The organism is Gemmatimonadaceae bacterium (assembly GCA_019637445.1).
Classification (GTDB): domain Bacteria; phylum Gemmatimonadota; class Gemmatimonadetes; order Gemmatimonadales; family Gemmatimonadaceae; genus Pseudogemmatithrix.
Window position 1 is genome coordinate 1,539,802 of record JAHBVS010000001.1, and the last position, 24,130, is coordinate 1,563,931.

Annotated in this window: 26 protein-coding genes and 1 other RNA gene; 8 read left to right on the forward strand and 19 right to left on the reverse strand. The window is 67.9% G+C overall.

Features of this window, described 5'->3' with window-relative positions:
- Positions 1 to 51: 51 nt before the first annotated feature.
- The 10 genes from holA to KF709_06990 all read right to left on the reverse strand — a co-directional run bounded on the left by holA (position 52) and on the right by KF709_06990 (position 8,385).
- The gene (holA, locus tag KF709_06945) at positions 52 to 1,110 is read right to left on the reverse strand and encodes a DNA polymerase III subunit delta (GenBank protein ID MBX3174132.1); all 1,059 of its coding nucleotides are present in this window, start codon (positions 1,108 to 1,110) and stop codon (positions 52 to 54) included.
- A complete protein-coding gene (locus KF709_06950; protein MBX3174133.1) occupies positions 1,025 to 1,378 on the reverse strand; it encodes a zf-HC2 domain-containing protein in 354 nt (117 codons plus the stop codon). Before KF709_06950 ends, holA begins: the two co-directional genes overlap by 86 nt.
- Before the next feature lie 132 nt (positions 1,379 to 1,510).
- The gene (locus tag KF709_06955; GenBank protein ID MBX3174134.1) at positions 1,511 to 2,149 is read right to left on the reverse strand and encodes a sigma-70 family RNA polymerase sigma factor; all 639 of its coding nucleotides are present in this window, start codon (positions 2,147 to 2,149) and stop codon (positions 1,511 to 1,513) included.
- Between the two features lie 151 nt (positions 2,150 to 2,300).
- The gene (locus tag KF709_06960) at positions 2,301 to 2,861 is read right to left on the reverse strand and encodes an NUDIX hydrolase (GenBank protein ID MBX3174135.1); all 561 of its coding nucleotides are present in this window, start codon (positions 2,859 to 2,861) and stop codon (positions 2,301 to 2,303) included.
- Between the two features lie 31 nt (positions 2,862 to 2,892).
- Positions 2,893 to 4,272: an insulinase family protein gene (locus KF709_06965; protein MBX3174136.1), complete on the reverse strand. Its 1,380-nt coding sequence runs from the start codon at positions 4,270 to 4,272 to the stop codon at positions 2,893 to 2,895.
- Entirely contained in the window at positions 4,269 to 5,618 is a 1,350-nt protein-coding gene (locus tag KF709_06970; protein MBX3174137.1) for an insulinase family protein, read from the reverse strand. The genes KF709_06965 and KF709_06970 overlap by 4 nt, the downstream gene beginning before the upstream one ends.
- Before the next feature lie 4 nt (positions 5,619 to 5,622).
- Positions 5,623 to 6,240 (reverse strand): YdcF family protein, encoded by a 618-nt coding sequence (locus tag KF709_06975; protein ID MBX3174138.1) that lies wholly within the window; start codon positions 6,238 to 6,240, stop codon positions 5,623 to 5,625.
- Between the two features lie 33 nt (positions 6,241 to 6,273).
- Positions 6,274 to 6,828, reverse strand: a complete 555-nt coding sequence (locus tag KF709_06980) for a TetR/AcrR family transcriptional regulator (protein ID MBX3174139.1) — start codon at positions 6,826 to 6,828, stop codon at positions 6,274 to 6,276.
- Positions 6,815 to 8,209 carry an MBL fold metallo-hydrolase gene (locus KF709_06985; protein ID MBX3174140.1) on the reverse strand — a complete coding sequence of 465 codons (1,395 nt, stop codon included), beginning with the start codon at positions 8,207 to 8,209 and terminating at the stop codon, positions 6,815 to 6,817. Before KF709_06985 ends, KF709_06980 begins: the two co-directional genes overlap by 14 nt.
- Entirely contained in the window at positions 8,209 to 8,385 is a 177-nt protein-coding gene (locus KF709_06990) for a hypothetical protein (protein ID MBX3174141.1), read from the reverse strand. The genes KF709_06985 and KF709_06990 overlap by 1 nt, the downstream gene beginning before the upstream one ends.
- A gap of 27 nt (positions 8,386 to 8,412) precedes the next feature.
- Here KF709_06990 and upp point away from each other — a divergent pair, with 27 nt between their 5' ends.
- Both upp and KF709_07000 read left to right on the forward strand, forming a co-directional pair.
- Positions 8,413 to 9,060: a uracil phosphoribosyltransferase gene (gene upp / locus KF709_06995; protein ID MBX3174142.1), complete on the forward strand. Its 648-nt coding sequence runs from the start codon at positions 8,413 to 8,415 to the stop codon at positions 9,058 to 9,060.
- Positions 9,061 to 9,230: 170 nt separating this feature from the next.
- Entirely contained in the window at positions 9,231 to 10,169 is a 939-nt protein-coding gene (locus KF709_07000) for a hypothetical protein (GenBank protein ID MBX3174143.1), read from the forward strand.
- Between the two features lie 137 nt (positions 10,170 to 10,306).
- Here the strand turns inward: KF709_07000 and mnmE are convergent, their stop codons facing one another.
- From mnmE to rpmH, 5 genes are read right to left on the reverse strand one after another with little or no spacing between them, the layout of a single operon-like run.
- A complete protein-coding gene (mnmE, locus tag KF709_07005; GenBank protein ID MBX3174144.1) occupies positions 10,307 to 11,695 on the reverse strand; it encodes a tRNA uridine-5-carboxymethylaminomethyl(34) synthesis GTPase MnmE in 1,389 nt (462 codons plus the stop codon).
- A 1-nt stretch (position 11,696) separates the two neighbouring features.
- The gene (gene yidC, locus KF709_07010) at positions 11,697 to 13,421 is read right to left on the reverse strand and encodes a membrane protein insertase YidC (GenBank protein ID MBX3174145.1); all 1,725 of its coding nucleotides are present in this window, start codon (positions 13,419 to 13,421) and stop codon (positions 11,697 to 11,699) included.
- On the reverse strand, positions 13,414 to 13,662 hold the full coding sequence (gene yidD, locus KF709_07015) for a membrane protein insertion efficiency factor YidD (protein MBX3174146.1): 249 nt from the start codon (positions 13,660 to 13,662) through the stop codon (positions 13,414 to 13,416). Before yidD ends, yidC begins: the two co-directional genes overlap by 8 nt.
- On the reverse strand, positions 13,659 to 14,006 hold the full coding sequence (gene rnpA, locus KF709_07020) for a ribonuclease P protein component (protein MBX3174147.1): 348 nt from the start codon (positions 14,004 to 14,006) through the stop codon (positions 13,659 to 13,661). Before rnpA ends, yidD begins: the two co-directional genes overlap by 4 nt.
- A 13-nt stretch (positions 14,007 to 14,019) precedes the next feature.
- Positions 14,020 to 14,184, reverse strand: a complete 165-nt coding sequence (gene rpmH / locus KF709_07025; protein ID MBX3174148.1) for a 50S ribosomal protein L34 — start codon at positions 14,182 to 14,184, stop codon at positions 14,020 to 14,022.
- Positions 14,185 to 14,370: 186 nt separating this feature from the next.
- On the opposite strand from rpmH, the gene dnaA reads away from it, so the two are divergent.
- Together dnaA and dnaN are read left to right on the forward strand one after the other, a co-directional pair.
- Positions 14,371 to 15,768, forward strand: coding sequence for a chromosomal replication initiator protein DnaA (dnaA, locus tag KF709_07030; GenBank protein MBX3174149.1), 1,398 nt, complete (start codon positions 14,371 to 14,373; stop codon positions 15,766 to 15,768).
- 225 nt (positions 15,769 to 15,993) lie between these two features.
- Complete coding sequence (gene dnaN, locus KF709_07035) at positions 15,994 to 17,100, forward strand: DNA polymerase III subunit beta (protein MBX3174150.1); 1,107 nt, start codon at positions 15,994 to 15,996, stop codon at positions 17,098 to 17,100.
- Positions 17,101 to 17,156: 56 nt separating this feature from the next.
- Here the strand turns inward: dnaN and KF709_07040 are convergent, their stop codons facing one another.
- A complete protein-coding gene (locus KF709_07040) occupies positions 17,157 to 18,029 on the reverse strand; it encodes a hypothetical protein (protein ID MBX3174151.1) in 873 nt (290 codons plus the stop codon).
- Between the two features lie 66 nt (positions 18,030 to 18,095).
- Positions 18,096 to 18,478, reverse strand: an RNA gene (gene rnpB / locus KF709_07045) — RNase P RNA component class A.
- A 142-nt stretch (positions 18,479 to 18,620) separates the two neighbouring features.
- Here rnpB and KF709_07050 point away from each other — a divergent pair.
- Positions 18,621 to 19,529 carry a helix-turn-helix domain-containing protein gene (locus tag KF709_07050; protein MBX3174152.1) on the forward strand — a complete coding sequence of 303 codons (909 nt, stop codon included), beginning with the start codon at positions 18,621 to 18,623 and terminating at the stop codon, positions 19,527 to 19,529.
- 37 nt (positions 19,530 to 19,566) lie between these two features.
- On the opposite strand, the gene pyrE is transcribed toward KF709_07050, so the two are convergent.
- Positions 19,567 to 20,118: an orotate phosphoribosyltransferase gene (gene pyrE, locus KF709_07055; GenBank protein MBX3174153.1), complete on the reverse strand. Its 552-nt coding sequence runs from the start codon at positions 20,116 to 20,118 to the stop codon at positions 19,567 to 19,569.
- 48 nt (positions 20,119 to 20,166) lie between these two features.
- Between pyrE and KF709_07060 the strand changes: the two genes are divergently transcribed.
- A complete protein-coding gene (locus KF709_07060) occupies positions 20,167 to 21,069 on the forward strand; it encodes a hypothetical protein (GenBank protein ID MBX3174154.1) in 903 nt (300 codons plus the stop codon).
- 40 nt (positions 21,070 to 21,109) lie between these two features.
- Here the strand turns inward: KF709_07060 and KF709_07065 are convergent, their stop codons facing one another.
- Positions 21,110 to 22,015, reverse strand: a complete 906-nt coding sequence (locus tag KF709_07065) for a serine/threonine protein kinase (GenBank protein MBX3174155.1) — start codon at positions 22,013 to 22,015, stop codon at positions 21,110 to 21,112.
- A gap of 209 nt (positions 22,016 to 22,224) precedes the next feature.
- On the opposite strand from KF709_07065, the gene KF709_07070 reads away from it, so the two are divergent.
- On the forward strand, positions 22,225 to 23,511 hold the full coding sequence (locus KF709_07070; GenBank protein ID MBX3174156.1) for a GWxTD domain-containing protein: 1,287 nt from the start codon (positions 22,225 to 22,227) through the stop codon (positions 23,509 to 23,511).
- A complete protein-coding gene (locus KF709_07075) occupies positions 23,448 to 24,125 on the forward strand; it encodes a hypothetical protein (GenBank protein ID MBX3174157.1) in 678 nt (225 codons plus the stop codon). The genes KF709_07070 and KF709_07075 overlap by 64 nt, the downstream gene beginning before the upstream one ends.
- Positions 24,126 to 24,130 lie beyond the last annotated feature (5 nt).

The following is a 24,130-nucleotide window of genomic DNA, read 5'->3' on the forward strand; positions in this document are numbered from 1 at the left end:
CTGCACAGACCAGCAGCGCTAGGACAGCGAATGGATTGTTGCATCGAGTGTTCACGCGGCGCGCCTCCGGCTCGCCGCCGGCACGATGGCCAACAGCAGTGACGTCACGATCTGCTCCTCGCTCGAAACCTTGCTGTCCTTCAGCGCTGCGTCGGCGGCGTGCAGGTGTGGCATCGCACGCGCGACTTCCTCGAGACTCCACTTCGGCACCGCGCGCGCCCAGCACTTCACGGCCTCGCCCCAGGCGCGCCCGGTGTACACACCGCCGCCTGCTTTTAGCAATCCGAAGAACTCGCTTTCCATCCGGTGCTGCGGCAATCCTCGCGCGCGCGCGGCCACGCCCCAGCCAATCGCCAGCATCTGCGCCGTCAGCGCCATTACTGTCGTGACGCCCGACTGCTTTGGCTGCGCCAGCACTTCGCCCACCAGCGCTGCGGCACCGGTCGCGTCACGAGACGCCGCACGATCCAAGAGATCGCCGAGCGACACGCCCGGACGCACGCCGGTGATGGCTTCCACTGCCGCCGCGTCGATCGTCTCGCTTCCCGAATAGGCGGCGAGCTTCCGCAGCTCACCCGCGAGTAGGGCGAGATCACTGCCGCCGTAGGTCGCCAACCGCTCGGCCGCCTCCGCGGTGATGCTCGACTTCAAATGCGTGCGGGCCTCGTGCGCAATCCACTTGGCGAGGTCGGCGCCTTCGAGCGCCTTGAACTCCAGCGCCGCGGCATCGGCGCTCATCCAGGCGTCGACCTTACTGCCGCCTGGCACGACCAACACAAGCAGCGTCTCGGCCGCCGGCTTCTTGAGATAGGCCTTCAGGCGTTCCGTCAGCGGCTTCCGCATCGCCGCCGGATCGCGCAGCACCACCACGCGACGCTCGGCCAACATTGGGAGCGCCTCTAGCGCGCTGGAGAGCGCAGCAACGTCGATCTCGCCGCCGCGCAACAGATCGCAGTTGAAGTCGCGCGTGGAGGGGTCCGTCGCGCGCGCCACCAACGCGCGCGTCGCCTCCTCCTTCAGGTAGTCATCCGCACCGTGGAAGACGTACACCGGGGCGAACTCCCCCAACTCCAATGCTGCCTTGAACGCCTTGTGCGTCGCCGCTGCCATAGGAGGGCAATATAGCGGCGCCGGTAGGGCGCGGCTCCGCGCGCGGCTGCGCCTTCAGTCGCGACTGCAGCCGCGCACGCGCGAGCGACGAGAACCGCAGTGGCTGCGTGTGGCGGGCGAGCAAGAGCCCCAGCCGCACGGACGCGTCAAAGCGCTGGCAGCGGGGGCAGGAATCGGCGTGGGTGCGCATCCGCTGCGCCACGGGGGCGTCGAGGGATGCGTCGAGCCAAGCGAGATGGCGGGCGCGAAAATCGGAGCAGGGCATCATGGCACGGAACGGTGGGGGACCGACCGAAGGACCGAAAGTACGAAACGCCCTCCGGTACCCTGGAGGACGTTTCGCGTTCCGGCTGCGGTGTGCCTTCGGAGGTCCCACCCCCCTTCCGTGCTAGTGCTACTCCTACCGCAGGTCCGGCTCGATGATCTCGGCGAAGCTGGCCCGCGCCCGGTTCAGGCGGGACTTCACGGTGCCGAGGTTGCAGTGCGTGATGTCGGCGATCTCTTCATAGGACTTGCCCTCGAGCTCGCGAAGCACGAACACCTCGCGATGATGCTCCGGCAGCTGGGCGACCGTCTGCTCGACCAGCGAGCGGATGTGCCGCTTGCGGTACATGTCGTCGGGACGCATCGACGAGTCCTCGAACTCCAGCGGGCGCTCGTCGTCGTCCCAGCTCGACGTCAGCGTCTGGTACAGCACCAGCGGATTGCGCGAGCGGTTGCGGAGCTCGTTCTTCGCGAGGTTCGACGCGATCGTGTAGATCCAGGTCGAGAACTTCTTCGAGTGGTCGAACCGGGCGATGTGCCGGTGCACGCGGATGAAGGCCTCTTGCACGAGGTCCTCGGAGCGCTCGCGGTCGCCCACGGTTCGGTAAATGAAGTTCAGCAGGCGGTGCTGATAGCGATCCACCAGCGCGTCGAACGCGCGGGTCTGACCAAGCAAGTATTCGGTCACCAACGCGCCATCATCGAGCGTCTTGAGGTCGGTGAGCGGGCGATACTCTACCTGGCGATCCTGGAGCTTCCTGGCTGCGCTTCCCATAGTCTCCTCGTGATGAGAAGTCGGTCGGTGTTCCCCCGTCGATATGGAAGGCAGGGGCCGTGCCAGCCGGGAAAGGCGCCTAAGTTGTTGATTTACAACGTGTTAATCGCCACTTAATGTTGGATTCTGTCCCCCAGAAGGAACTCTCGTGTCACTTTTCGAGGACGCCAGAGAACCCCGCTACATATAGAAGGGCGATCATTGTCTTTGCATCGGTGATTTCGCCGTCACGAATCATCTCCAGGGCCTTCGACATCTGGAGCGGCACCACCTCCATAAACTCGTCGGCCTCCCGCGCCGCCTCGCCATGGGTGAGCCCGGTTGCCATGAACAGGTGGATCTTCTCGTTCGTGAAGCCTGGCGTCGTCCACATGCTCGTGAGCGGAACCAGTCGCTCGCAGCGACATCCCGTCTCCTCCAGCAGCTCGCGCTCCGCGCAGCGAATCGGTTCCTCGTTCGGCTCGAGTCGTCCGGCCGGGATCTCCCAGAGATATCCGCCCGTCGCGTAGCGATACTGCCGAATCATTAGCAGCTGTGGATCCTCGCCGCGCGCATCGCTCAACACCGGCACCACGGCAGATGCGCCCGGATGATGGATCAGGACCTGTTCGCCCTCGCTTCCATCCGGAAATCGCACGCGGTCCACGTGCGCATCGAGAAAGCGATGCTGCCACGCACGCGCGCCATCGATGCGTCCCGGCTCCTGTGTCATCTGTCCTCGTGGGGGCTCTGGGTGGACGGCATCACGCCGTGCCGGTCTCCGTCGGATCGTCGGTAGCCATGACAACCTTTAGCGCTCCGTGCTCGATGGACTCCAGCGGTTTGGACACGGCGTCGGCGTCACCCACCGCCAGCACCAACAGTTGGCCGGGATCGATCACCGCACGCGCAGCCGCGTGCACATCCGCCGCTGTCACCGCCTGCACGCGGTCGCGATAGGTCTCGAACCAATTGTCCGGCAGTCCGTAGACGATCGCACCGCCAATGGCGCCGGCCACCGCGGCGGTCGTCTCATAGCGAATGGGAAACACGCCGGCGAGATAGTCGGTGGCGAGACTGAGCTCGTTCGCCGTCGGTGGCGACTCGCGAATCGCGTCCAGCTCGCGCAGCACCTCCTGCACGGCCCGGTCCGTCACGTCGCTCTGCACCGCCGTGCTCACGACGAAGGGACCGGCCGCGCGGCGCCAATCGAAGCCCGACGACGCGCCGTACGTGAACGCGTTGCGCTCGCGAAGATTGAGATTTATGCGCGACGAGAACAGGCCGCCCAAGATCGCATTCATCACGACGATCGCTAGGTAGTCCGGGTGGCCGCGCGGCACGCCGCGATGCCCGATGCGCAGCTCCGACTGCGGCGCGCCAGGCTTTGCCACGAGTACGCTGCGTCGACCCCTGCGCACGGCGTCCGCCGCAGCCGCCGTGGGTGCCGCTGGCGCGCCCTGCCAGTCGCCGAATCGGGACTCCGCGAGGCGCAGTGCATCCTCCGGCGTGATGTCGCCGACAAATACAAGCGTCGTCACCGCCGGCCGATAGCGCGTGGCGTGGAAACTCCGCACGCCGTCGCGATCAAGGAGCGACACGCTGCGTCGGTCACCGCCGGCAGGATGTGCGAACCGCGCAGTCGGTTCGTAGAGGAACCCAACAAAGCGCATATCCGCGAGGCCGCGCGGTTCGGCGAGCGCCTGCGCCAAATCATCTAGGCGCTCGTCGCGCCGCCGCGCCACATCCCGATCCGGGAAACTCGGTGCGCGCAGCACCTCAGCGAACCGGGCGAAGGCGCTATCGAGGTGCTGCGGCATCACCGTGATGCGCGCCACGCTGCTGTCCCAGTCCGCGGAGGCCTCGAACGCCGTGCCCAAGGACTCGAAGAGTTCCGTGAGGGCGGCGCCGTCCAGCGATCCGCTGCCTTCGTCGAGCGTGCGCGCCGTGAGCGCCGCCAGCCCCTCGGCGCCCACGGGATCCTCCACGGCGCCGGCATCCACCAGCGCCATCGCCGTCACGAGCGGCAGGCGCTGCATCGGGGCGACGACCACGCGCAGGCCGTTCCCCAACCGGTGGCGATGGACTGCCGGGAACTGGTACGGCCGCACCGCTGCGGCCTCGGGTCGCGGGGAGCCACTCACGCCGACCCGCCGGTTGCCTGGGTTGCCGCCGCACCGGGACCCGACCCGTCGGCCTTCGCCTGGTCGACGCTGCGCGGCACGAAGGTCAGCGTCACGCGGTTGTCCTCGCCAAGCAGCGACTGCGCGGCCTCGTGCATCGCCGCGCAACTGACGGCCTCGTAGCGCGCCAGCTCCTCGTTCACCAACTGGGCATCGCCGAAATAAGTAGCGTACTGCGATAATTTATCGGCACGCGACCCCGCCGACTGCAAGCCGGCCACCCAGCCGCTCTTGGCCAGCGCCAGCGCACGGGCGCGTTCCGGCTCGGACACCCCCGACGCGCGCAGACGCTCGATCTCCGCCTCGAGGGCCGCGCCAATCGCCTCCGCCGACACGCCCGGCCGCGCCGTCACATCGCAGATGAGCAGGTCGCTGCCCTTTGCGAGGTCGAAGGTGTAGGCGCCAGCATCCGATGCCACCGCCTGTTCGCGAACCAAGGCCCGGGGCAGTCGCGCCGCCTCGCCCATGCCGAGCACCGCGCCCAGCAGACTGAGCGCGTACCACGCGTCGCTGCCTGCCGGCGGGACACGGAACGCCAGGAAGCTGCGCACGGCGGCCACGTCGTCCTCCACCGTCTCGCGGCGCCAGGATCCGAAACGTGCCGGTAGCGCCATCGGCGGAAGCTCAGGCCGCCCGGCACCGCGCGAGATGCCGCCGAAGTGCCGCTCGACCATCGCCATCGCAGACGTCGCTTCGAAGTCGCCCACGATGCTCAGCACAGCATTGTCCGGCGTGTAGAACGTGCGGAAGAACGCCGCGACATCGTCGAGGCTCGCCGCTGACAGGTCGTCCATCGACCCGATCAGCGAGTGGTGAAAGGGATGCTCCGGTGGGAAGCACAGCGCAGGCAATCGCTCCCACCAGGTGCCGTAGGGCTGGTTGTCCACCGACCAGCGCCGCTCGTTCTTCACCACGTCGCGCTGCGTGTCGAGCTTCTCCTGCGTCATTGCCGGCAGCAGGCGTGCCATCCGGTCGGCCTCGAGCCAGAGGGCCAGCTCGAGCTGATGGGCGGGCACGGTCTCGTAGTAGTTCGTGCGATCCAACCACGTGCTGCCGTTGCAGGTGCCGCCCGCACGCTGGATGAGCTCGAAGTGTTCGTTCGCCCCTACGTTCGCGCTGCCCTGGAAGAGCATATGCTCAAATAGGTGCGCGAAGCCCGTGCGCCCCACCCGCTCGTTTGCCGATCCGACGTGGTACCAGAGGTTCACGGCCACGATCGGCGTGGCGTGGTCCTCCGAGAGGATCACGCGCAGCCCGTTCGCCAGCCGATGCTCCACGATGGGGATGTGCAGCGCGCCCGCGGTCACGCCCCTACCAATTCAGGATGAAGGCCAGCGGTGCCTTCACCGTCTCGCCAAAGAAGTAGCCGGGCTGCCGACCCACGCGTTGCCAGGCATCGTCGGTGCGGGTCGGCGAGGTTCGAACCTCAAGTCCGTACCGACGGGCGATGCGCCCCGCGCGCAGGACGTGGAACGGATCCGAGACGAGAATCACCGAGCCCAGACGGCGCGCCTCGAGGAGTCGCGCCACGCGCTCCAGGCTCTGCCCGGTGGTGCGCCCCTCGTTCTCCAGCAGAATCGCCGAGTCGGGAACGCCGGCCTCGAGGGCGTACGCCCGCGCGACCATGGCTTCGGACGCCGTATCTCCCTCGGCGATCCCGCCCGTCATCACGATGCGGGGCGCCAGGCCACGCGCATACAGCCCAACGGCGTGATCCAGGCGTGCGCGCAGGACCGGAGATGGACGTCCTCGATACTGCGCCGCGCCCAGCACGACGATCGCATCCGACCGAGCATCGTCGCCAACCGCCTGGTCGTGTGTGGCCGCACGAAGCACAGCCACCGCCGACGCCATCCAGCCCAGACAAAGCACGCCGCCGAGCGTGAGAACCACTCGACGGCGAATCGACCAGGCAGTGCGCGGCGACATCAGTGCAAACTACCCGCGGGAGCGCTCGGATGCTCAGTCGCCGAGGGCCAGTAGGGCCAGGGCGAACGCGTCCTGTCGGGCGTCCGATGCGTCGAGGGCCATCTCACCGGCCTTCGCTGACACGGCGAGTCCATCAAGCTGATGCAACACCATCGTGCCGAGCAGCGTCGGCGCGTGGCGCGGCGTGAGTCCCGCGCTTCGGAGGATCGTCAGCGCGACGGCGGTCGCTTGGGCGAGGCGCGCCTGGCGCCACCCACCCGCAGCCGGCTGAACGGCGGCTTCAAGCTGAAGTGCGGCCAACAACGCCCGACGCCCAGAGTGCTCCGCGCTGCGCGCAAGCGACCGCCACGACTCGAGCACGTCATCGGATGCCGCGGCGTTCTCCAGCTGCGCCACGTCCGACGCGACCAAAGCATCGCCAAGGGCGCGCAACACGCCGTCCTTGTCGCCGAAGTGATAGAGCACCAACGGCTTGCTGACTCCGGCTGCCGTCGCAATGCCCTGGAGGCTCAGCGCGCCGACGCCTTGCGACGCACCGAGGGTGATGGCGCCCTCGAGAATCTTGGCGCGCGCATCAGCGCGTGACATTGGATCCGGGCGTTGGACAGCTCACGGCGTACCCGAGCGCCTGCAGCCGCTCGGCAAGCGCGTCCTGCGCCTTCGGCTCGCCGTGGACCAAGAAGACGTCCTGCAGCTTGGGCGAGCTCTCGCGTGCGGCGCCAAGCCAGCCCTCGAGCTCCCCACGGTCGGCGTGCGCGCTGTAGCCGTTGAGCACCTGCACGTCCGCGCGACGCGTCACCATCTCCCCGAAGATCTTTAGCTGCGGGGCGCGTTCCACGATGCGGCGACCGAGCGTGTGCTCGGCCTGGAAGCCGACAATGAGGATCGTCGAGCGGGGGTCCGGCGCGCTGTGGGCCAAGTGGTGCAGGATGCGTCCCGACTCACACATCCCCGAGGCAGCAATCACGATCATCGGCCCGCTGCGCCGCATCATCGCCTTGGAATCCTCGACGTTCGGCGTGAACTGCACGAGGTCGAAGTCGAACAACGCGTCGCCGTTGCCGTTGGTGCTCCGCACCAAGGGCTCGCTGGTGTCGAAGTCGCCGGCGTTCTCGCGAAACACCGCCGTGGCTTCCGTGGCCAAGGGGCTGTCGATGACGATCGGAATGCGCGGAATCTGCCCCGCGCGAACCAGTGCGTGGAGGTTGTAGAGGAGTTCCTGTGTGCGCCCGACGGCGAAGGCCGGGATGAGCACGCGTCCTCCGCGCGCTGCCGTCTCACTCACGATCTTTCCCAACGCCTCGCGCGCGCCAGCGACGCTGCTGTGGTCGCGGTCGCCGTAGGTCGACTCCATGATCATCCAGTCGAGCCGCTCCAGCGGCTCCGGGTCGCGGATGATGGCGAGGCCTTCGCGCCCGACGTCGCCGCTGAAGCCGAGCCGGCGGGTCGCGCCGTCCTCCTCCCACTCCAACTCCACGGACGCGGACCCGAGGATGTGCCCGGCGTCCACGTAGCGGCCGGTCACGCCCGGGATCACCTCGAAGCGGTCGTGATACCGATGCGGACGCATCTGCGTGATGGTGGTCGAGACGTCGCGCAGGTCGTAGAGCGGCTCGATGCGCTCCTTCCGGTGCCGCGCCAGGAAGTCCGCGTCCTTCTCCTGGATGTGGGCGGAGTCGGCCAGCATCACCTCGCAAAGGTCGCGCGTGGCCACGGTGCTGTGGATGGCGCCGCGATAGCCCTCCTTCACGAGAAACGGCAGTCGCCCGGCGTGGTCGATGTGCGCGTGCGAGAGCACCACGGCATCGATCCGGTCCACGGCGTACGGAAGCTTCCGGTTCTTGGCCGTCGACTCCGCTCGGCGTCCCTGGAACAGGCCGCAGTCCAGGAGAATCGTCCGGCCGTGGACGTGGAGCAGGTGCGCTGACCCCGTCACCTCACGGGCTGCCCCCACGAACTGGAGCCGCACTAGCGCTCCGGCTCGGCGTCTCGCGCAAAGACCAGCGTCAGGCGCTGGCCGTCCTGCGTCATCATCGTTGGCGTCCAGCCGCCGCGGCTGCGTTCATTCAGGAGGTCGGTCAATGCGTCCTCGTCCTCGCGCTGGTGGCGCGTCAGCCGCAGGATCACCGCCTGATATTCTTTCATCGCGCCGAAGTTACTACCTTCTCGCCTATGCCGACCACCCCCGCGCTGCCCGGCCTCACCGTCGTCTCGCACCCCCTGGTGCAACACAAGCTCGCGCTGCTGCGCGACCAGGCGACGCCCACCAAGATCTTCAAGGAGCTGGTGGACGAGATTGCGATGCTGATGGCCTACGAGGCCACGGCCGATCTGCCGCTCGGCCCCGTCTCGGTGGACACGCCGCTGGAGTCGATGACCGGCTACAAGGTCGCGGGGAAGAAGCTGACGCTGGTGCCGATCCTGCGCGCTGGGCTCGGAATGGTCGAAGGCATTCTTCGCCTCGTGCCGAACGCGCGCGTCGGGCATATCGGTCTGTACCGCGACCACGACACGCTCGAGCCGGTGGACTACTACTTCAAGGTCCCGGGCGACGCCGCCGAGCGTGATTTCTTCCTGTTGGATCCGATGCTCGCCACCGGCGGCAGTGCGGCAAGCGCCGTCGCATCACTCAAGCGTGCGGGCGCGACGCGCATCAAGTTCCTCTGTCTCGTCGCCGCTCCGGAAGGCGTGAAGCGGTTGCACGCCGCGCATCCGGACGTGCCGATCTTCGCCGCCGCGCTCGATCGCGAGCTCAACGCGAACGGTTACATCCTCCCTGGCCTCGGCGACGCCGGCGATCGGTTGTTCGGGACACGATAGCTGACGGAGTCTGAAGGCCGAAGGACGAAAGTGACTTAGCTCACCTTCGTCCTTCGTCCTTTCACCTTTTGCTTCGATCCACGTCCTCTTGTCTGGATTCACGAGGTTCGGTATCGTTCCGCCGGGTTCGGTCGACCCCATCACGACCGCTCACGCCTCAATCCCGCCGAATGCTCATCAACCTGCTACCGGACTTCTTCGCCGCTCTGCAAAGCGTTGATCCCGTCGCAGCGTATCATCGGTACTTCGAGGCGAACCGTCCGCTGCTCGCGGCGTACTGGCACAACTACGTCATCGAACCCGTCGGCCCGCACTTCCAGGACGTCGTGCGCGAGACCGTACGCGCCGACCGCAGCGACCTTCGCGCGATGCTCGAGCGCACCGATGTCGTCGCACTCGCCAAGCAGGCCGAGGCCGCGTGCACCGAGCTCTTTGAAATCGACTCCACCGTCGACGTCGTGCTGATGTGCGGCGTCGGCGCCGCCAACGCCGGCGAGCTGGTGGTCAATGGGCGCGCCGTCGCCTTCGTCTGCCTCGAGCACTTCACCAGCGTTGCGAACACGCAGACGCGCGGACTTGGGCTCGACCCCGAGCTGATCCCGATGTGGCTGGCGCACGAGCTCGCGCACGGCGTGCGCTATACCTCGCCGCGCAGCCGCGCCGAACTGCGCCGCACCGTCGCCGCCGGCGGCGGCTTCTACTCCTATTGGGAAACCGGACGCGTGGCCACGCTCCGCGAGCACCTCGTGAACGAGGGACTCGCCGTGCACGCCTCGCGCCTGGTCAGCCCCGGGCACGCGCCCTGGGAATACTTCGGATATCAGCGCAAGCAATACGCGCGCGTACGCGAGCTCGAATCCGTACTCGCGCGGGCGGTGGCCGACGACCTCGACCGGGCGGGTCTCGGCCTTCGCCTGCGCTGGCTCTCGGGCGGGATGAGTGACGAGGCACGCACGGTGCAGCGTCACGTCCTGCCGGAGCGCGCCGGCTACTACCTCGGCGCGCAGATGGTGGAAAGCGCAATCAACGAACGCGGCATCGCCTGGGCACTCCGGGCCGAGGCCGAAGAACTTCTCGAATTCGCCGACGCGGCCGCTCGCACAGCTTAGACGAACGGGCGAACCGCTAGGTGGACACGCGCGACCGGCTCCGGGGCCGGCCGCGCGTTGTCATTTGGGACGAAGGACGGAGGACGAAGGAGAACGACGGTGCGCGCGATGTTCACTTTCGTCCTTCCACCTCCGTCCTACTTCCCTACACAAAACGCCCGGAACACCCGCTCCAGCACCTCGTCCACGTCGATCGCGCCAGTGAGCTCGTCGAGTGCGTGGATGGCCGCGCGCAGGTGCGTGGCGGCAACGGGCGCCGGCAGGACATCGGCAGCCCAGGCATCGCGGAAGGCCGCGACCTCCTCACGTGCGGCGGCAATTGCCGCGGCGTGTCGGGCACGCGTCACCATCGGCTGATCTTCTGGCGGTTCTGGATAGGCTTGCTGCACCGCCGCCGTGATGGCGGCACGTAGCGCGTCCAGGCCTTCGCCCGTCAGCGCGCTGACCTCTACCGCGTGCGGAGGCGTCGGCGTCGCGTCGCTGGCGAGGTCGGCCTTGGTGCGCACCACGACCAATTGTGGCGAATGCTCGGCGCCGGCCGCGGAGTTGTTCGCGCCCGCCGAGAGTTGTTGTGCCACGGCACGCTCGGCTACCGCCAAGGCGGTGGCGTCCTCGCCGCAGACCAGGACAATCTGCGCCCGCGCCAACCAGCGCGCGCTGACCTCGAGCCCCAGCCGCTCGACCGCATCATCGCTACTGCGCAGCCCCGCGGTGTCCACGAGCCGCCAGGGGTACGGATGCGCATCCACCAGCACCTCGATGGCATCACGCGTGGTCCCGGGCACCTCGCTCACGATTGCGCGCGCATCGCCCACGAGCACGTTGAGCAGCGACGACTTGCCGGCGTTCGGCGCGCCCGCGAGCACCACCGCCACGCCGTCGCGGCCAAGCTCGCTGGCTGGCAGGGTCGCGCCGAGAGCGTCGAGGGCGGCCAACACCTCCGCGGCCGCCGACACCGCGCGTGCGCGCGGCTGCGGGCCGTCGTCCTCCTCGGGAAAGTCGAGGTCGTAGGCAATCAACGCCTCGACGGCGATCAACGCCTCGCGCAGCGCGAGCAGCCGGCGCGACAGCGCGCCCGAGAGCTGGCGCAGCGCGGCGCGGTGCGTGGCCCGCGAGCGTGCGTCGATCAAGTCGGCCACCGCCTCCGCCTGCAGGAGGTCGAGCTTGCCGTGACGCACGGCGCGCTCGGTGAACTCGCCGGCCAGTGCGGGCCGCGCGCCGGCGGCCATCAATGCCCCGAGCAGCGCCTGGGCCACGTAGCTGCCGCCGTGCACACCGAACTCGATGAGATTCTCGCCCGTGAACGAGTGCGGCGCCACAAAGAGCGTCACCAGCGCGTCGTCGAGCGCCGTGCTGGCGTCATCGCAGTCGTGCAGCCGGACGCGCGTCGCGCGTCGCGGCACGAGATCCCCTGAAACGCCGATGCGCGCGGCAATGCCGCGCGCATCGGGACCACTCAGCCGTATGAGGGCGACGGCGGCACGGCCCGCCGCCGTCGCCTGCGCGACGATCGTGTCGCCGCGCATCTCAGGACTTCCGCGACCGGCCTCCACCCTTCGCCGCGGCCACCGGCTGGGGCGCTGCGTTCTTCGCGCGCTCGTTGGCGATCAGCCACTGCTGCGGCAACGCGGCCAGGTTCTGCACCGTGTAGTAGAGGTTGAGGCCCGAGGCGAAGTTGAGCAGCGCCACCGTCAGGATGACCGGCATCAGGTACGACATCATCTTCGTCTGCGGGTTCGGCGGCACGTTGCGCATTCCGACCCACGAGAGCGCGTACATCGAGAGGCCCATTGCCAGCGGCAGGATGTAGAACGGATCCTTGAGCGAGATGTCCGCCAGCCACAGGAAGGGCACGCCGCGGAACTCGATCGTGTTCTGGAACACGAAGAACAGCGCAAAGAGGATCGGCATCGGAATCAGCATCGGCAGGCAACCCGAGAACGCCGAGAAGGGGCTCACGCCGGCGTCCGCGTAGACCTTCATCACGGCCTCGCGCTGCCTCTCCGGATCGCCCTTGTGCTTGTTCTGCGCTTCCTGGATCAGTGGCGCCACACGCTGCATCGCCATCTGCGAGCGCATCATGCGCGTGTTGAGTGGCCACATCATCAAGCGGATGGCCACACCGAAGAGCACAAGGATCCAGCCGTACTCGACGTTGAGCGTACGCTTCATCCAGAGCAGGATGCGCATCACGATGGTCGCGAAGGGCTGCACGACGCCGCTGATCCAGCCGCCATACGGGTTCGCGTTCTCGAAGTCGCGACCCATCGCCACCATCCGTTCCCACTCCTGTGGACCGGCGTAGAGCTCGTAGGCGACGCTGCCGTTCGCGAGGGGGGAGACCACCGTACCCGTCGCGCGCATCGCGATCTTGTTCACGCGCACGGCGCCGGTCACGTGCAGCTCCGCCAGCGGCGAGCCTTCCGTGGACGGTGCCAGCAGGCCGACGAGGAAATACTTGCTCTTCGCCACGACCCAGGTGTGCGGCCCGCTCCGCAACAGCCGCTCGCCCGGATCGGGCTTGCGGAAGTCCACGCGCTCGGCGCCCGACGACTGCGGCTTGAACGCGTAGGCGAGGTGTCGGGCGTCCTCCTGCGTGTCGGCTTCCTGCGACGTGAACCCGGTCGGCAGGTCGGAGAGCAGGAACGCCGGCTGCGCCAGGCCGCTCGCCGTGACCGTCACTTGGGTGAGGTAGTTGTCCGGTGCCAGCGTGTACGCGATGCGCAGCGTGGACGCCGCCCCCAGCGAGGCGTCGAACACCAGGCGCTCGCCGGCCTCGCTCGTCTCACGCATCGAACGGAACGCGATGCGGTCGAGGGCGATGGTGTCGCCGCCGGCGATCAGGCGGAACGCGAGCATCGGCTCAGCGCCGTGCTCCAGCTGCACCGTGCCGTTGTCCTCGCCGAGCTTGTCGAAGCGCGGCAGTTCCGCGCCAAGGAAGCGCGCGCCGAGTGTGCTGAAACGATAGGTCGCGAGGTCGTTGGCGAGCGTCAGCGTCTCCGCCACGACGGCCGGTGCGCTCGCGGCGGTGTTCGCGGCTGGTCCCATCGTTGGGGTCGCGGCGGCGGCACTGGCGGTGGCGGGCGCGGCATCGCCACCGGCAGGCGTCGGTGCCGTCGCGACCGGAAGGGTGTCTCCACCCTCGAGCGACGCGATCGCGGTGGGGGGTGGCACGGGCTGCCGGAAGATCAGCGGCGTGGCGATGACAACGGCGCCGGTCAGCAACAGGGCCAGGAAGAAACGCTTATCCATCTCGACTGGTGGTCGGGCGTGGGGACGGCGGGTCGGGCACGGGGTCAAAGCCCCCCGGCCGGAACGGATGGCAGCGGGCGATGCGCTTCGCGGCGAGCCACGAACCGCGCAGCGCCCCGTGTTTCTCGAGCGCCTCGATCGCGTAGTGCGAACACGTCGGATGATAACGACAGGCCGCGGGCAGCAGGGGCGAGAGCACCGCCTGGTACGCGCGGACGAACAGCACAAGCAGCGTCTTCACGCCGCGACCTCGGCGACGCGCGCGCCAAGTTTCTGCATCTCGCGCGCGAGCCGCGTGAAGTCGGCCGCGTAGGCCGCCGGCGCCGCGCGGAGCACGACATCGTGGGGCGGCAGCGGTTGTAGCGCGCTCGACCATTCGCGACGCGCGAGTTCGCGCAGGCGACGCTTGAGGCGGTTGCGTGCGACCGCACTCTGCTTGTGGCGCGGCACGATGATGCCGATGCGATGCGCACGAAGAAGGGAAGCGAGTACCCGAACCTCGAGCAGCGCGGTTCGGACTCGCTTCCCTTCGCGGCGGACCAGCTCGAGGTCGGCCGTGCGCGTCAGCCGCTGAGGCGACGCCACGCGGCGTGGATCCTCAGACGCCCGCGTACTTCGACGGGAGCTTCACCGTCAAGCGCTTGCGGCCCTTCTTGCGGCGCCGGCTGAGCACTTCACGCCCCCACTTGGTTTCCATGCGCGCGCGGAATCCGTGCGTCTTGATACGACGCTTATTGCGCGGGCGATACGTCGGCTTCCCCATCGTTGCTCCAAAAAGGCTGAAATCACATCGCGGACAGACCGCTAAACGTAGTCCGGCTCTAGGGTTACGTCAACGGGCGAACCATCTGGGCAGCACTGGTTTGGAGTCACGAGCGTTGACTTATCCACAGGCGGGGGGTAGGTTCGCGTCCCTTCGGATTTCCACAATCGGCTCGCTCCTGCCCTGATGTCTTTATCCCCCACCGATGTGTGGTCGCGCCTGCTGGATCGCGCGCGAACAGAACTGCCGGATCACATAGTTGAGACCTGGTTGTCACCCCTCACCCCGGCGGAGTTCTCCGGCGAGGCGCTGACCCTGAATGCACCCGACCAGTTTTCGGTCGAGTGGAACGAGCGCAAGCACCAGGCGCTGCTCGAGTCGCTGGCTCCGGTGGCGCTTGGGCAGCCATTGAAGATTGCGCTGCGCGTGCAGCAGGAGCGCTTGCAGCGCAGCCAGATGGACCTTTTCGTGCCAGAAAGAGGACAGGAAAGAGCCACCATAGAGCCAGAAAAGGCGCCTGAGAACGTCACGCTCAGCTCGCTGAACGACCGCTACTCCTTCGACACCTTCGTCATCGGCAAGTCCAACGACCTCGCCGCTGCCGCCGCGATGGCCGTCGCCCAGGCCCCAGGGAAGACCTACAACCCGCTCTTCTTCTACGGACCCACTGGGCTGGGCAAGACGCACCTGATGCAGGCCATCGCGCACGACATCCTCAAGCGCGCCCCGCAGACCCGCGTCACCTACATCACGACCGAGCAGTTCACCAACGACGTCATCACGTCCATCGGCAAGGGCGCGATGCACGACTTTCGCCGGCGCTATCGCGAGACGGATCTCTTCCTCGTCGACGACGTGCACTTCATTGGCGGCAAGAACTCCACACAGGAAGAGTTCTTCCACACCTTCAATGCGCTCTACGAGGCCGGCCGCCAGATCGTGCTGACCTCGGACCGCCCGCCCTCCGAGATCCCGAAGCTCGAGGCGCGCCTCGCGTCGCGATTCGCCTGGGGCATGGTGGCCGACATCGGCCAGCCAGATCTCGAGCACCGCATCGCCATCCTGCGTCGCAAGGCGGAACAGGATCACCTCGAGCACACGATCCCCGATGACGTACTGCACTTCATCGCAGACCACGTGCAGTCGAACGTGCGCGAGCTCGAGGGCTCGATCATCAAGCTGCTGGCCTACGCGTCACTCAAGCACCGCGTCGTGACCGTGGACCTGGCCCGCGAAGCGCTGCGCGACAAGCTGCGCGCGCCGGACGGTCCGCCGGTGCGCCCCGAGCGCCAGAGCCGCATGGCCCTGATTCAGCAGCGCGTCGCCTCCGAGTGGGGAGTCACGGTCGAAGGGCTGCAATCGAAAACCCGCACCAAGACCCTGACCATTCCCCGCCAGGTCGCCATGTACCTGGCCCGGGAGATCCTCGGTCTGCAGCTCGTCGAAATCGGCCAGGCCTTCGGTGGGCGAGACCACTCCACGGTCATCCACTCGCTCGAGCGCGTGGCCGAGACAATGAAGGAAAGCGCAGAGTTCAGAAATCGTGTGGACCGCGTGAGGGAAACTGTCCGGCACTCCACATAGTCCACGGCCATCCACACGCAGCAGCACTCCAAACAGCGATTCCCCCGCCCGTCCACGCAGCATCCGCACGCAACCCACGTGAACGACGCACGCGAAACGATGATGCGACAAGCACTTTCGCGGTTCGTCCACAATCCACACCTTTCTACTACTTCTACTAGTAAAGAAATTCAGTAGAGAGTAACAGCAGCTCCGCGCGCCCATCCACACCCGCTCCCACGCCAGATGCGTTTCACCATCACTCGCGAGAAGCTCCAGGAAGGCCTCGCTGCCGTCACACCCGCCGTCCCCAACAAGACGACGCTGCCGGTGTTGGCCAACCTTCTGGTGCAGACCACGGACAAGGGCATTCGGATCTCGGGCACCGACCTCGACATCGCGGTCAGCACCGAAGTGACCGCTGACGTCGAGAGCGCGGGCGCCATCACGATCCCTGCTCGCAAGCTTTCCGAAATCGCCCGCGAGTTGCCGCCCTCACCGGTGCGCATCTCGACCACGGGGGATCAGCGCATCACGCTCGAGTGCGGTCGCTCGAAGTTCAAGTTGCTTGGACTCCCGAAGTCCGAGTTCCCAAGCTTCCCGGCCGTGCAGTTCGACAAGGCGGTGCGCATTCCCTCTGGAGATCTCCAGAAGCTCATTGGCCACACGGCCTTCGCCGCCAGCACGGAGGAGAGCCGTCCGATCCTCAACGGCGTGCTTTGGGAACTGCGCAGCGACCTGATGCGGATGGTCGCCACGAATGGCCACCGCCTGGCGAAGATGGAGATCCCGGTGCGGGGCGGACAGAAGGCAGATCTCATCATTCCGCCCAAGGCCCTCGAGCAGATTCGTCGCCTCTTCCCCGCCGAGGAGGAGCTGGAGGTGGCGCAGGGCGAAAACCACCTGGGATTTCGCTCGCCGTTCACGTCGGTCTACACGCGCCTCATCGAGGGACCGTATCCCGGCTACGAGCAGGTCATCCCGAAGGACAACGACAAGTACGCCATCCTCGACCGCGCGGCGTTCACCAGCACGCTGAAGCGCATGAGCGTGGTCGCCTCCGACCAGACGCACCGCATCCGGCTGTCCTTCAATGCCGGCATGCTCAAGTTCTCGGTCTCGACCCCGGACCTCGGCGAGGCCCAGGACGAGTTGCCGATCCGCTACGACGGCGATCCGCTCGACATCGGATTCAACGCGGCCTACCTGCTCGAGATCCTGCGCTACATGCCCACCGACGAGGTGCGCATGACCTTCCGTGCGCCGGAACGCGCGTCAACGGTCGAGCCCGAAGGCTGGTCGGAGCCAGGCAAGTATCTCTGCCTCCTGATGCCGCTGCGCCTGGTCGATTGACCTGCGAGTCTAGGCGCCTGCGCTGAGCACGCCGGGCGCCGCCGCGCCGACAGCGGCTACTGCGGCTCTGAAATCTCGATGGCGCTCGTCTGCAGGAGCTGCTGCTGGCGGCGCCGGCCGTCCATCCGCACGTGCAGGACCGAGCGCCCCTCCGCCGCCACGATTGCACCGCCGTCGAGCGAGACCAGGAGGGCCATCTCGCCCTCGCCTTCACCCGTCAGGGTGATGCGTTCGCCGAACTGCAGGCCTTCGCCGCGCAGCGTCGTGCTCGTGCGGCGGCGCAGGAACAGCACAAGCGCCCCCGCGCGCTCCGCCGCGCTGTCCGCGACGAAGCGCCGCACGGTTTCAACGTTCAACGGGATGCCGTCGCGGCACATCACGTAGCGCGACGAGTCCTGCCAGGCCTGACCTGGCTCAAGCCGCAGCGGGAGGGCCATCCACGCCTCGCGGAAACCCTGCACGACGGTCGCGTGCAAGTCCGTGCAGCTCGCTCCGTCTGGCGTGCGGAAACGCGGCATTTCGCCGGGCACCTGCTCAGCAACAAATGAGAACGGCAGCGAGATCCCCTGCGGGCGCTGCCACTGCGTCAGCGGCGGCACGCGTATCTCGAACTGCGTGACCATCCCCGCCAGCCTGGCCGGCAGGGCATCCGGCACGTCACCCCAAGCCACCTCAAGTGTGCTCTCGAGCGAATCGCGCCGCGCGGTAGAGTCCAGGCGCGACACCAGCTCGGCGGAGATCCGAATGCGCTGGCTGCGACGGCGTCCCGGCTCGCGAATCTCCCACGGTGGCGCGGACGGATCACGAACCATCGGGACCCGCGACGTCTCAGGCGGGCGCGGCGTGCCGGCGCTGCCCGCACAGGCCGCCACGAGCGTCAGCAGCACAGCGGGCAACAGCCGCGGGCAAAACGAAAGGCGTGGGGGCATAGGACGCACGATAACGCACGACGGCAGGTGGTGGGGATTCGACCCCAGCCACCTGCCGCCGTTCCTGCGTGGGCCCCGCCTGTAAGCCGGGTTCTGTCGGTGCCTCGCGACACCGGACGATCATTTCTCTCGGCGCACGGTCGCCCGTGTGCTCTAGCAGCCAACCCGCGGCGTCTTCATCGCTGAGGACTGCAACTCGCCGCTTATTTGGCCTTGCTCCCGCTGGGGTTTGCCGTGCCGTCCCCGTTGCCGTGGACGCGGTGGGCTCTTACCCCACCGTTTCACCCTTACCGGCGCCGAAGCGCCGGCGGTCTGTTTTCTGTGGCACTGTCCGTCGCGCATCGGGGTGTGCCCGGTGCGCGCCCAGGCGTTACCTGGCAGCGTGTCCAAGGAGCCCGGACTTTCCTCGGCGCATCGAAAACCTGCGACGCGATCGTCCGGCGGGACCACGCATTCAATATAGCGGTCCCCGGGAAGGTGACGACCTGCAATGGGGCGCTGTGCCGCGATGACGGGAGCGTGACCGTTAGGCGCGAAGCTGCCCGCGTTCTGCGTGCCGGGCGCGTTCCCACCCCCGTCGTCGAGGTCGCCATGTCCGCTTCGCTGCCTGCCCTCCAGGCCCCCGTCGTCACCGTGCTTGACCCCGATGAGCGCGCCCGCGTGGACGCCGCCGGCGAAGGCCTCTACCACACCATCCACCGCGAGAATCTCGCCGACGCCATCGCCGACCTGAAGCACCGTCGTGTCGGTGCGGTGCTCCTGGGTGTTGTGCGCTGCGGTCATCAGGTGGATCGGCGCATCGCCTCCGTGGTGCGCGAGTTTCCGACCGTGCCTACGGTGGCCCTGCTCGGCACCCAACCGCCAAGCGCCGAGGCGCTGCTGCGGATTGGAAATGCAGGGGTCACGCGACTGGTGGACGTACGCGTGCCGGCCGGCTGGAGCCAGCTGCGCCGCATCCTCGCGAGCGAAGCGGCCCGTGGCGCCGACCAGTCCGCGCTGGCTCGCGTGCGCACGGAACTCGCGCCGATTCCAGACGACACTTGGCAGTTCTTCGAGGCGCTGTTCGCGGCCAGCGAACGCAGCGGAACCGTGCAGGATCTTTCACTGCGCCTGCAGGTGCTGCCGAGCACGCTGATGAGCCGCTTCTTCCGCGCGCGCCTTCCCGCACCGAAGCGCTACCTCGCCTACGCGCGACTGCTGCGCGCCGCGCGGCTCTTCGAGGATTCCGGGCATTCGATCGCCGACGTGGCCAACGCGCTGGACTTCTCGTCGCCGCAGTCGTTCGGCCGTCACATCCAGACTTTCCTCGGCATCAGCGCCGGCGAGTTCCGGCGCACCCACGGCGCCGACCGAATGTTGGAACGCTTCCTCGACGAGTTGATCCGGCCGCACCGCGAGAGCCTGCGCCGCCTACGGGCCATCGTCATCAAGCCGGGCATGCGGGCACTCCCGCCAACGCTCGCAGGTCGCGGCCCGGCCTTTCACACGAGGCGCCCGTGAGCCGCCGGCCCAAAGGCCCTCCGCGGCCCGCGCTGCACTACATCCTCGCGGTGATCTCCGCGGCGCGCACGAGGGCTTCGACCGCCACCCCCGTGGCTTCGATGGCTTCGCGTCCGCCTTCCTCGCGGTCCACCACCGCGAGGACCCCAACAACCTGGGCGCCGGCCGCGCGCACCGCCTCGACCGCCTTGAGCGCGGAGCCGCCGGTCGTGATCACGTCCTCGATGACAACGACGCGGTCGGTTGCCTCGAAGGCGCCCTCGATCAGCTTGCCCGTGCCGTGTGTTTTGGCTTCCTTCCGCACCGTGAAGGCGCGCAGGGGCGTGCCGGCCACCTGGCTCGCGTAGGCAATGGCGTAGCTCACGGGGTCGGCACCAAGGGTGAGGCCGCCGACGGAGTCGGCCCGCCAGCCGCGCGCGCCAATGGCGGCGAGTCCAAGCGGGCCGATGGACGTCAGCCCCTCGGGATGCATCGTCGTCGGACGGCAGTCGATGTAGAGGTCGGACTGGCGGCCGGAGGCCAGCGTGAAGGAGCCACGGCGCGCGCTGCGCGTCGCGAGGAGGTCGAGCAGGCGGGTGCGGAGGTCCATGGCGGGAGCCTACGTGGATGGCGGTGGTGGGTCAATGAGGCGGCACGCATGCTGCTGACCTGGGGCGTCGGTCTCGCGGCCGTGGTCGGTGCCGTCGCGTTCGTCGTCTACGAGCGCGCGCGTCGCCGACGCCTGCGCGAGCGGAGCTTGGAGCTCGAACACCTCTCGTTCGAGCTGGCGCGCGCGAACCGCGCCAAGTCCGAGTTCCTCGCCAACGTGTCGCACGAACTGCGCACGCCGCTGGCCGCGATCGTCGGGTTCGTGGACCTGCTGCGCGACGGCTCGTACGGCGAGCTCGGACCGCGCATGGTCGGTCCTGTCGAGCGGATCGCGGTGTCCGCCGAGCACCTGCAGGGGTTGGTGGACCAGATCCTCGACCTCGCGCGCCTCTCGGCGGGACGGCTCGAGCTCCAGCGTGAGCCCCTGTCGCTGCGTGCCTTCGTGATCGACGTGGTGAGCGAGGTCGAGCCGCTGATCATCGAGAAGGGCCTGGCACTCTCCATCCAGGTGCCGGCCTCGCTGCCGCGGCTGAGTACCGACCCGACGCACCTGCGCCAGATCCTCGTCAACCTGCTTGGCAACGCCATCAAGTTCACGGCGCAGGGGTCCATCGCGGTGCGCGCGGCGTTGGTTGCTGACCCCGCGCGTGCGTTCGAGGGGCGTGCCGTGCAGCAGCGGCCCATGCTCGCGGTGGGCGGGACTTGGATTGCGCTGCAGGTAGCGGACAGCGGCATCGGGATCGCCGAGAAGGATCAACAGCGGATTTTCGATGAGTTCGAGCAGGTGGATCCCGGCTCGCGGGCGGATTCGCCGCGGCGCGGGACTGGGCTCGGCCTCACCATCACGCGGCGACTCGCGCGACTGCTCGACGGCGACATCACGGTCGAGAGCACGCCGGGGCGCGGAAGCACCTTCACCTGTTGGCTACCCGTAGAGTCGACGCCGCGCTAGACGCTGCCGCGGTGGTGCAGCGGCGCCGGGCGCGCGAGGACTAGCGGCCGAACAGCCCCTTCACGCGCGAGATCAATCGCGCCGACGGGCTTTCTGCTGGGAAGGGGTCCGTCAGCGACTCGGCCAGCGCGTCGGCGAAAGCCACGACGTCGGCGTAGCGGTCCTTGGGCAGCTTGGCGAGGCCCCGCATCACGACCGCCTCGACGCCCTCCGAGTACTGGAGTTCGCCCTTCGCCTTGTTGAGCGCAATCGGTGGCTGCGACAGCAGCTGCGTGAACATGTCGCGCGGACTGCGGGCCGTGTACGGCAGCGTACCCGTCAGAAACAGGTATGACATCGTCGCCAGCGAGTACTGGTCCGCGGCGGGCGACACGATCTCGCCGGAGAGGGCCTCCGGGGCCACGTACATCAGGGTGCCGACGAAGAATCCGGCGCGCGTGAGGCGCTGGTCGGGCGTCGTGTCCGTCGACGTCGCGATGCCGAAGTCGAGCAGCTTCACCGTGCGGCTGTCGTGATCGTACATCACGTTATCGGGCTTCAGGTCGCGATGCACGATGCCGGCGCTGTGCGCGGCAAACACTGCGCTCGCGATCTGGCGCACGACGCTGGCGACCTCGTCGGGCGGAAACGGCGCGTGCCGCTTCGCGTAGGTCTCGAGCAGCTCACCGGCCGCCCATTCGATGACCAGGAACGGCAGCCCGTTCTCCTCGCCGGTCTGTAGCGTGCGGATGACGTTCGGGTGCGTGACCCGCGTGCCGAAGTTCGCCTCGCGCGTGAAGCGGGCGATGGCCGTGCGGTCCTGGCGTAGCTTCTCGCGCAGGACCTTGAAGGCCACGGTGCCGTGCTCGGGGTGGCTGGCCCGATACACGGTAGCAGTGCCGCCCTCACCCACGCGATCCAGCAGGGTATAGCCGGCAATGGTGGTTCCCACGAGGGCGTCTCGCATATGGCGAGCGAAGCTACCGAGCGGACCAAGGGGGTGCAAGCGATTTCCGCGACCCTCTCCGTGACCCCGGTGTAGATTACGCCTCTGAACCACCTTTGACCCGAACCACCGCGCCCGTGTCCTGCTCGTGCCCTTCGCGCCGCCTGGTCCTGTTGGCGCTGCTCAGTCTTGTCGCCGCGGGTTGCTCCTCTCGGACCCAGGAAGCGCGCATGCCGGCGCCGGCCGGCCCGGGCCTGCAGCGCGACACGCGCAACATCTCGTTCGATCCGGCGCCCCTCTACCGGCAGATGGGGATGATTGCCCGCGGGCTTCCATTTCCCATCGTGGCGCGGGTCGGATATCTCGCGACGTCGCAGCCAGACAGCACCCATGTGCTGCTGGCGCTTTCGTTCTCGGCCACGTCGCTGAGCTTCTCGCGTGAGGCCGACAACCGCTACCGCGCGAACTACAGCGTGAGCATCGGTTTCAGCCGCGACGGCCGGCGGGTCAAGACGGTCGAGACCACCGAGTCCGTGTTGGTTGGCTCCTACCGCGAGACGGGGCGGACGGACGAAAACCTCCTGTTTCAGGAAATCGTGGATCTCCCGCCAGGGCCGTACACGCTGAACCTGGCCATCCGGGATCTCGCGAGTCAGCGTGGCATCGAGGAGATCGTCGAGATGACGGTTCCGAGCTACGCCGCCGGCGGCCTCTCGACGCCGATCCCGATCATCCAGGTCTTGCCGCGAGTCGTACGGGACTCACTGCCGTTCATCCTGCTCCAGCCGCGCGCGACGGCCGTCTTCGGTCGCGATAGCGTGCTGCCGCTCTACGTGGAGTCGTATAACGAGGGCGATGACGCGCTCCTGCTTCTCGCGCGCAACGAGAACGGCCGGCTGATGTGGTCGGACGCCGTGAGCATCCAGCCAATGAACGGATTCTCCGCCGGCATCATCGAGGTGCCGGTCTCGCGACTGGGCATTGGGGTTTCGCAGCTATCGCTCGTGCGCGAGGCGGGCCGCGACACCACCAGCGCCTACGTGTTCGTCGGCTTCGGCGACGAACTGCCGGTGGCCCGCTTCGACGACATGCTGCAGTTCCTGCGCTACTTCGCCACGCAGTCCCGGCTCGACGCGATGCGTCAGGCGCCGGAAGAGGACCGCCCTGCAGCCTGGGCGCGCTTCCTGGCAGAGACGGACTCGCAGCCGAACACCACCGTCCACGAGGACCTGCGGGACTACTTCTCGCGACTGGTGCGCGCCAACGGTCGGTTCACCGAGGAAGGCCTGACAGGCTGGATGACGGATCGCGGGAAGGTCTTCGTGGTGCTCGGGGAACCGGACCAAATCCTCGAGCCGACCTTTACTGACTACTCGCGCAACCGGCAGCAGCTGTGGGAGTATCGCAATCTTGGCCTCCAGCTTGTGTTCTACGATCAGACCGGGTCGGGCCTGTGGCGACTGACGCAGAGCAGCGAAGTCCGCTTCGAGAACGAGTTCCGGCGTCGGCTACGCTAGCCGCCGGCGCGGCTTCGCCGGAGAGCACCACGCCGCTGCGCGCCGAGCTCGCGCGCAAGGCGATCCACCTTGGCACGGCCGCGCTCCCCGTCGGATGGGCCTTCGGGTGGATCGACACCGCGACCCTCCGCATGCTGCTCTCGGCGGCGCTCGCCGTCGCAATCTGCGTCGAGCTCGCCCGATTCAGGCTGCCTCGCCTTGAAGCGGCATTCACCCGAGCAGTCGGCGGGCTCCTGCGCGGAAGGGAGCAGCGAGAGCTTACGGGGGCGACCTGGCTTGCGGCCGCCATGTGCCTCGTCGTCTGGGCCGTCCCGATGCGCAGCGCGCTCGTCGCGCTGTGGGCTGCTGCGGTCGGCGATGCCAGCGGCGCACTTGTTGGTCGCAGTGTCCAGGCCTGGCGTGGAAGGGGCGCGGGCAAGTCGCTGACGGGAACTCTCGCGGTCGGCGTGGCCACCGCCGCCGGCGCGCTGTGGCTCGCGGGGCTCACTCCCGCGATAGCCGCCGTGCTCGGAGCGGTCGCAGCAGTGGCCGAGCGACCGCGACGTCCGCTCGACGACAACCTGCGAGTCGCGCTCGCCGTGGCGCTTGCGGCGATGCTCGTGGGCGTGGGCTAGCTTTC

What these genes read in the sequence shown, in the direction of transcription:
- holA (MBX3174132.1), bottom strand. Translation starts at nt 1,110, where the DNA reads ATGGCAGCGGCGACGCACAAGGCGTTCAAGGCAGCATTGGAGTTGGGG.
- KF709_06950 (MBX3174133.1), bottom strand. Translation starts at nt 1,378, where the DNA reads ATGATGCCCTGCTCCGATTTTCGCGCCCGCCATCTCGCTTGGCTCGAC.
- KF709_06955 (MBX3174134.1), bottom strand. Translation starts at nt 2,149, where the DNA reads ATGGGAAGCGCAGCCAGGAAGCTCCAGGATCGCCAGGTAGAGTATCGC.
- KF709_06960 (MBX3174135.1), bottom strand. Translation starts at nt 2,861, where the DNA reads ATGACACAGGAGCCGGGACGCATCGATGGCGCGCGTGCGTGGCAGCAT.
- KF709_06975 (MBX3174138.1), bottom strand. Translation starts at nt 6,240, where the DNA reads ATGTCGCCGCGCACTGCCTGGTCGATTCGCCGTCGAGTGGTTCTCACG.
- KF709_06980 (MBX3174139.1), bottom strand. Translation starts at nt 6,828, where the DNA reads ATGTCACGCGCTGATGCGCGCGCCAAGATTCTCGAGGGCGCCATCACC.
- KF709_06990 (MBX3174141.1), bottom strand. Translation starts at nt 8,385, where the DNA reads ATGAAAGAATATCAGGCGGTGATCCTGCGGCTGACGCGCCACCAGCGC.
- upp (MBX3174142.1), top strand. Translation starts at nt 8,413, where the DNA reads ATGCCGACCACCCCCGCGCTGCCCGGCCTCACCGTCGTCTCGCACCCC.
- KF709_07000 (MBX3174143.1), top strand. Translation starts at nt 9,231, where the DNA reads ATGCTCATCAACCTGCTACCGGACTTCTTCGCCGCTCTGCAAAGCGTT.
- mnmE (MBX3174144.1), bottom strand. Translation starts at nt 11,695, where the DNA reads ATGCGCGGCGACACGATCGTCGCGCAGGCGACGGCGGCGGGCCGTGCC.
- yidC (MBX3174145.1), bottom strand. Translation starts at nt 13,421, where the DNA reads ATGGATAAGCGTTTCTTCCTGGCCCTGTTGCTGACCGGCGCCGTTGTC.
- rpmH (MBX3174148.1), bottom strand. Translation starts at nt 14,184, where the DNA reads ATGGGGAAGCCGACGTATCGCCCGCGCAATAAGCGTCGTATCAAGACG.
- dnaA (MBX3174149.1), top strand. Translation starts at nt 14,371, where the DNA reads ATGTCTTTATCCCCCACCGATGTGTGGTCGCGCCTGCTGGATCGCGCG.
- dnaN (MBX3174150.1), top strand. Translation starts at nt 15,994, where the DNA reads ATGCGTTTCACCATCACTCGCGAGAAGCTCCAGGAAGGCCTCGCTGCC.
- KF709_07040 (MBX3174151.1), bottom strand. Translation starts at nt 18,029, where the DNA reads ATGCCCCCACGCCTTTCGTTTTGCCCGCGGCTGTTGCCCGCTGTGCTG.
- KF709_07050 (MBX3174152.1), top strand. Translation starts at nt 18,621, where the DNA reads ATGTCCGCTTCGCTGCCTGCCCTCCAGGCCCCCGTCGTCACCGTGCTT.
- pyrE (MBX3174153.1), bottom strand. Translation starts at nt 20,118, where the DNA reads ATGGACCTCCGCACCCGCCTGCTCGACCTCCTCGCGACGCGCAGCGCG.
- KF709_07060 (MBX3174154.1), top strand. Translation starts at nt 20,167, where the DNA reads ATGCTGCTGACCTGGGGCGTCGGTCTCGCGGCCGTGGTCGGTGCCGTC.
- KF709_07065 (MBX3174155.1), bottom strand. Translation starts at nt 22,015, where the DNA reads ATGCGAGACGCCCTCGTGGGAACCACCATTGCCGGCTATACCCTGCTG.
- KF709_07070 (MBX3174156.1), top strand. Translation starts at nt 22,225, where the DNA reads ATGCCGGCGCCGGCCGGCCCGGGCCTGCAGCGCGACACGCGCAACATC.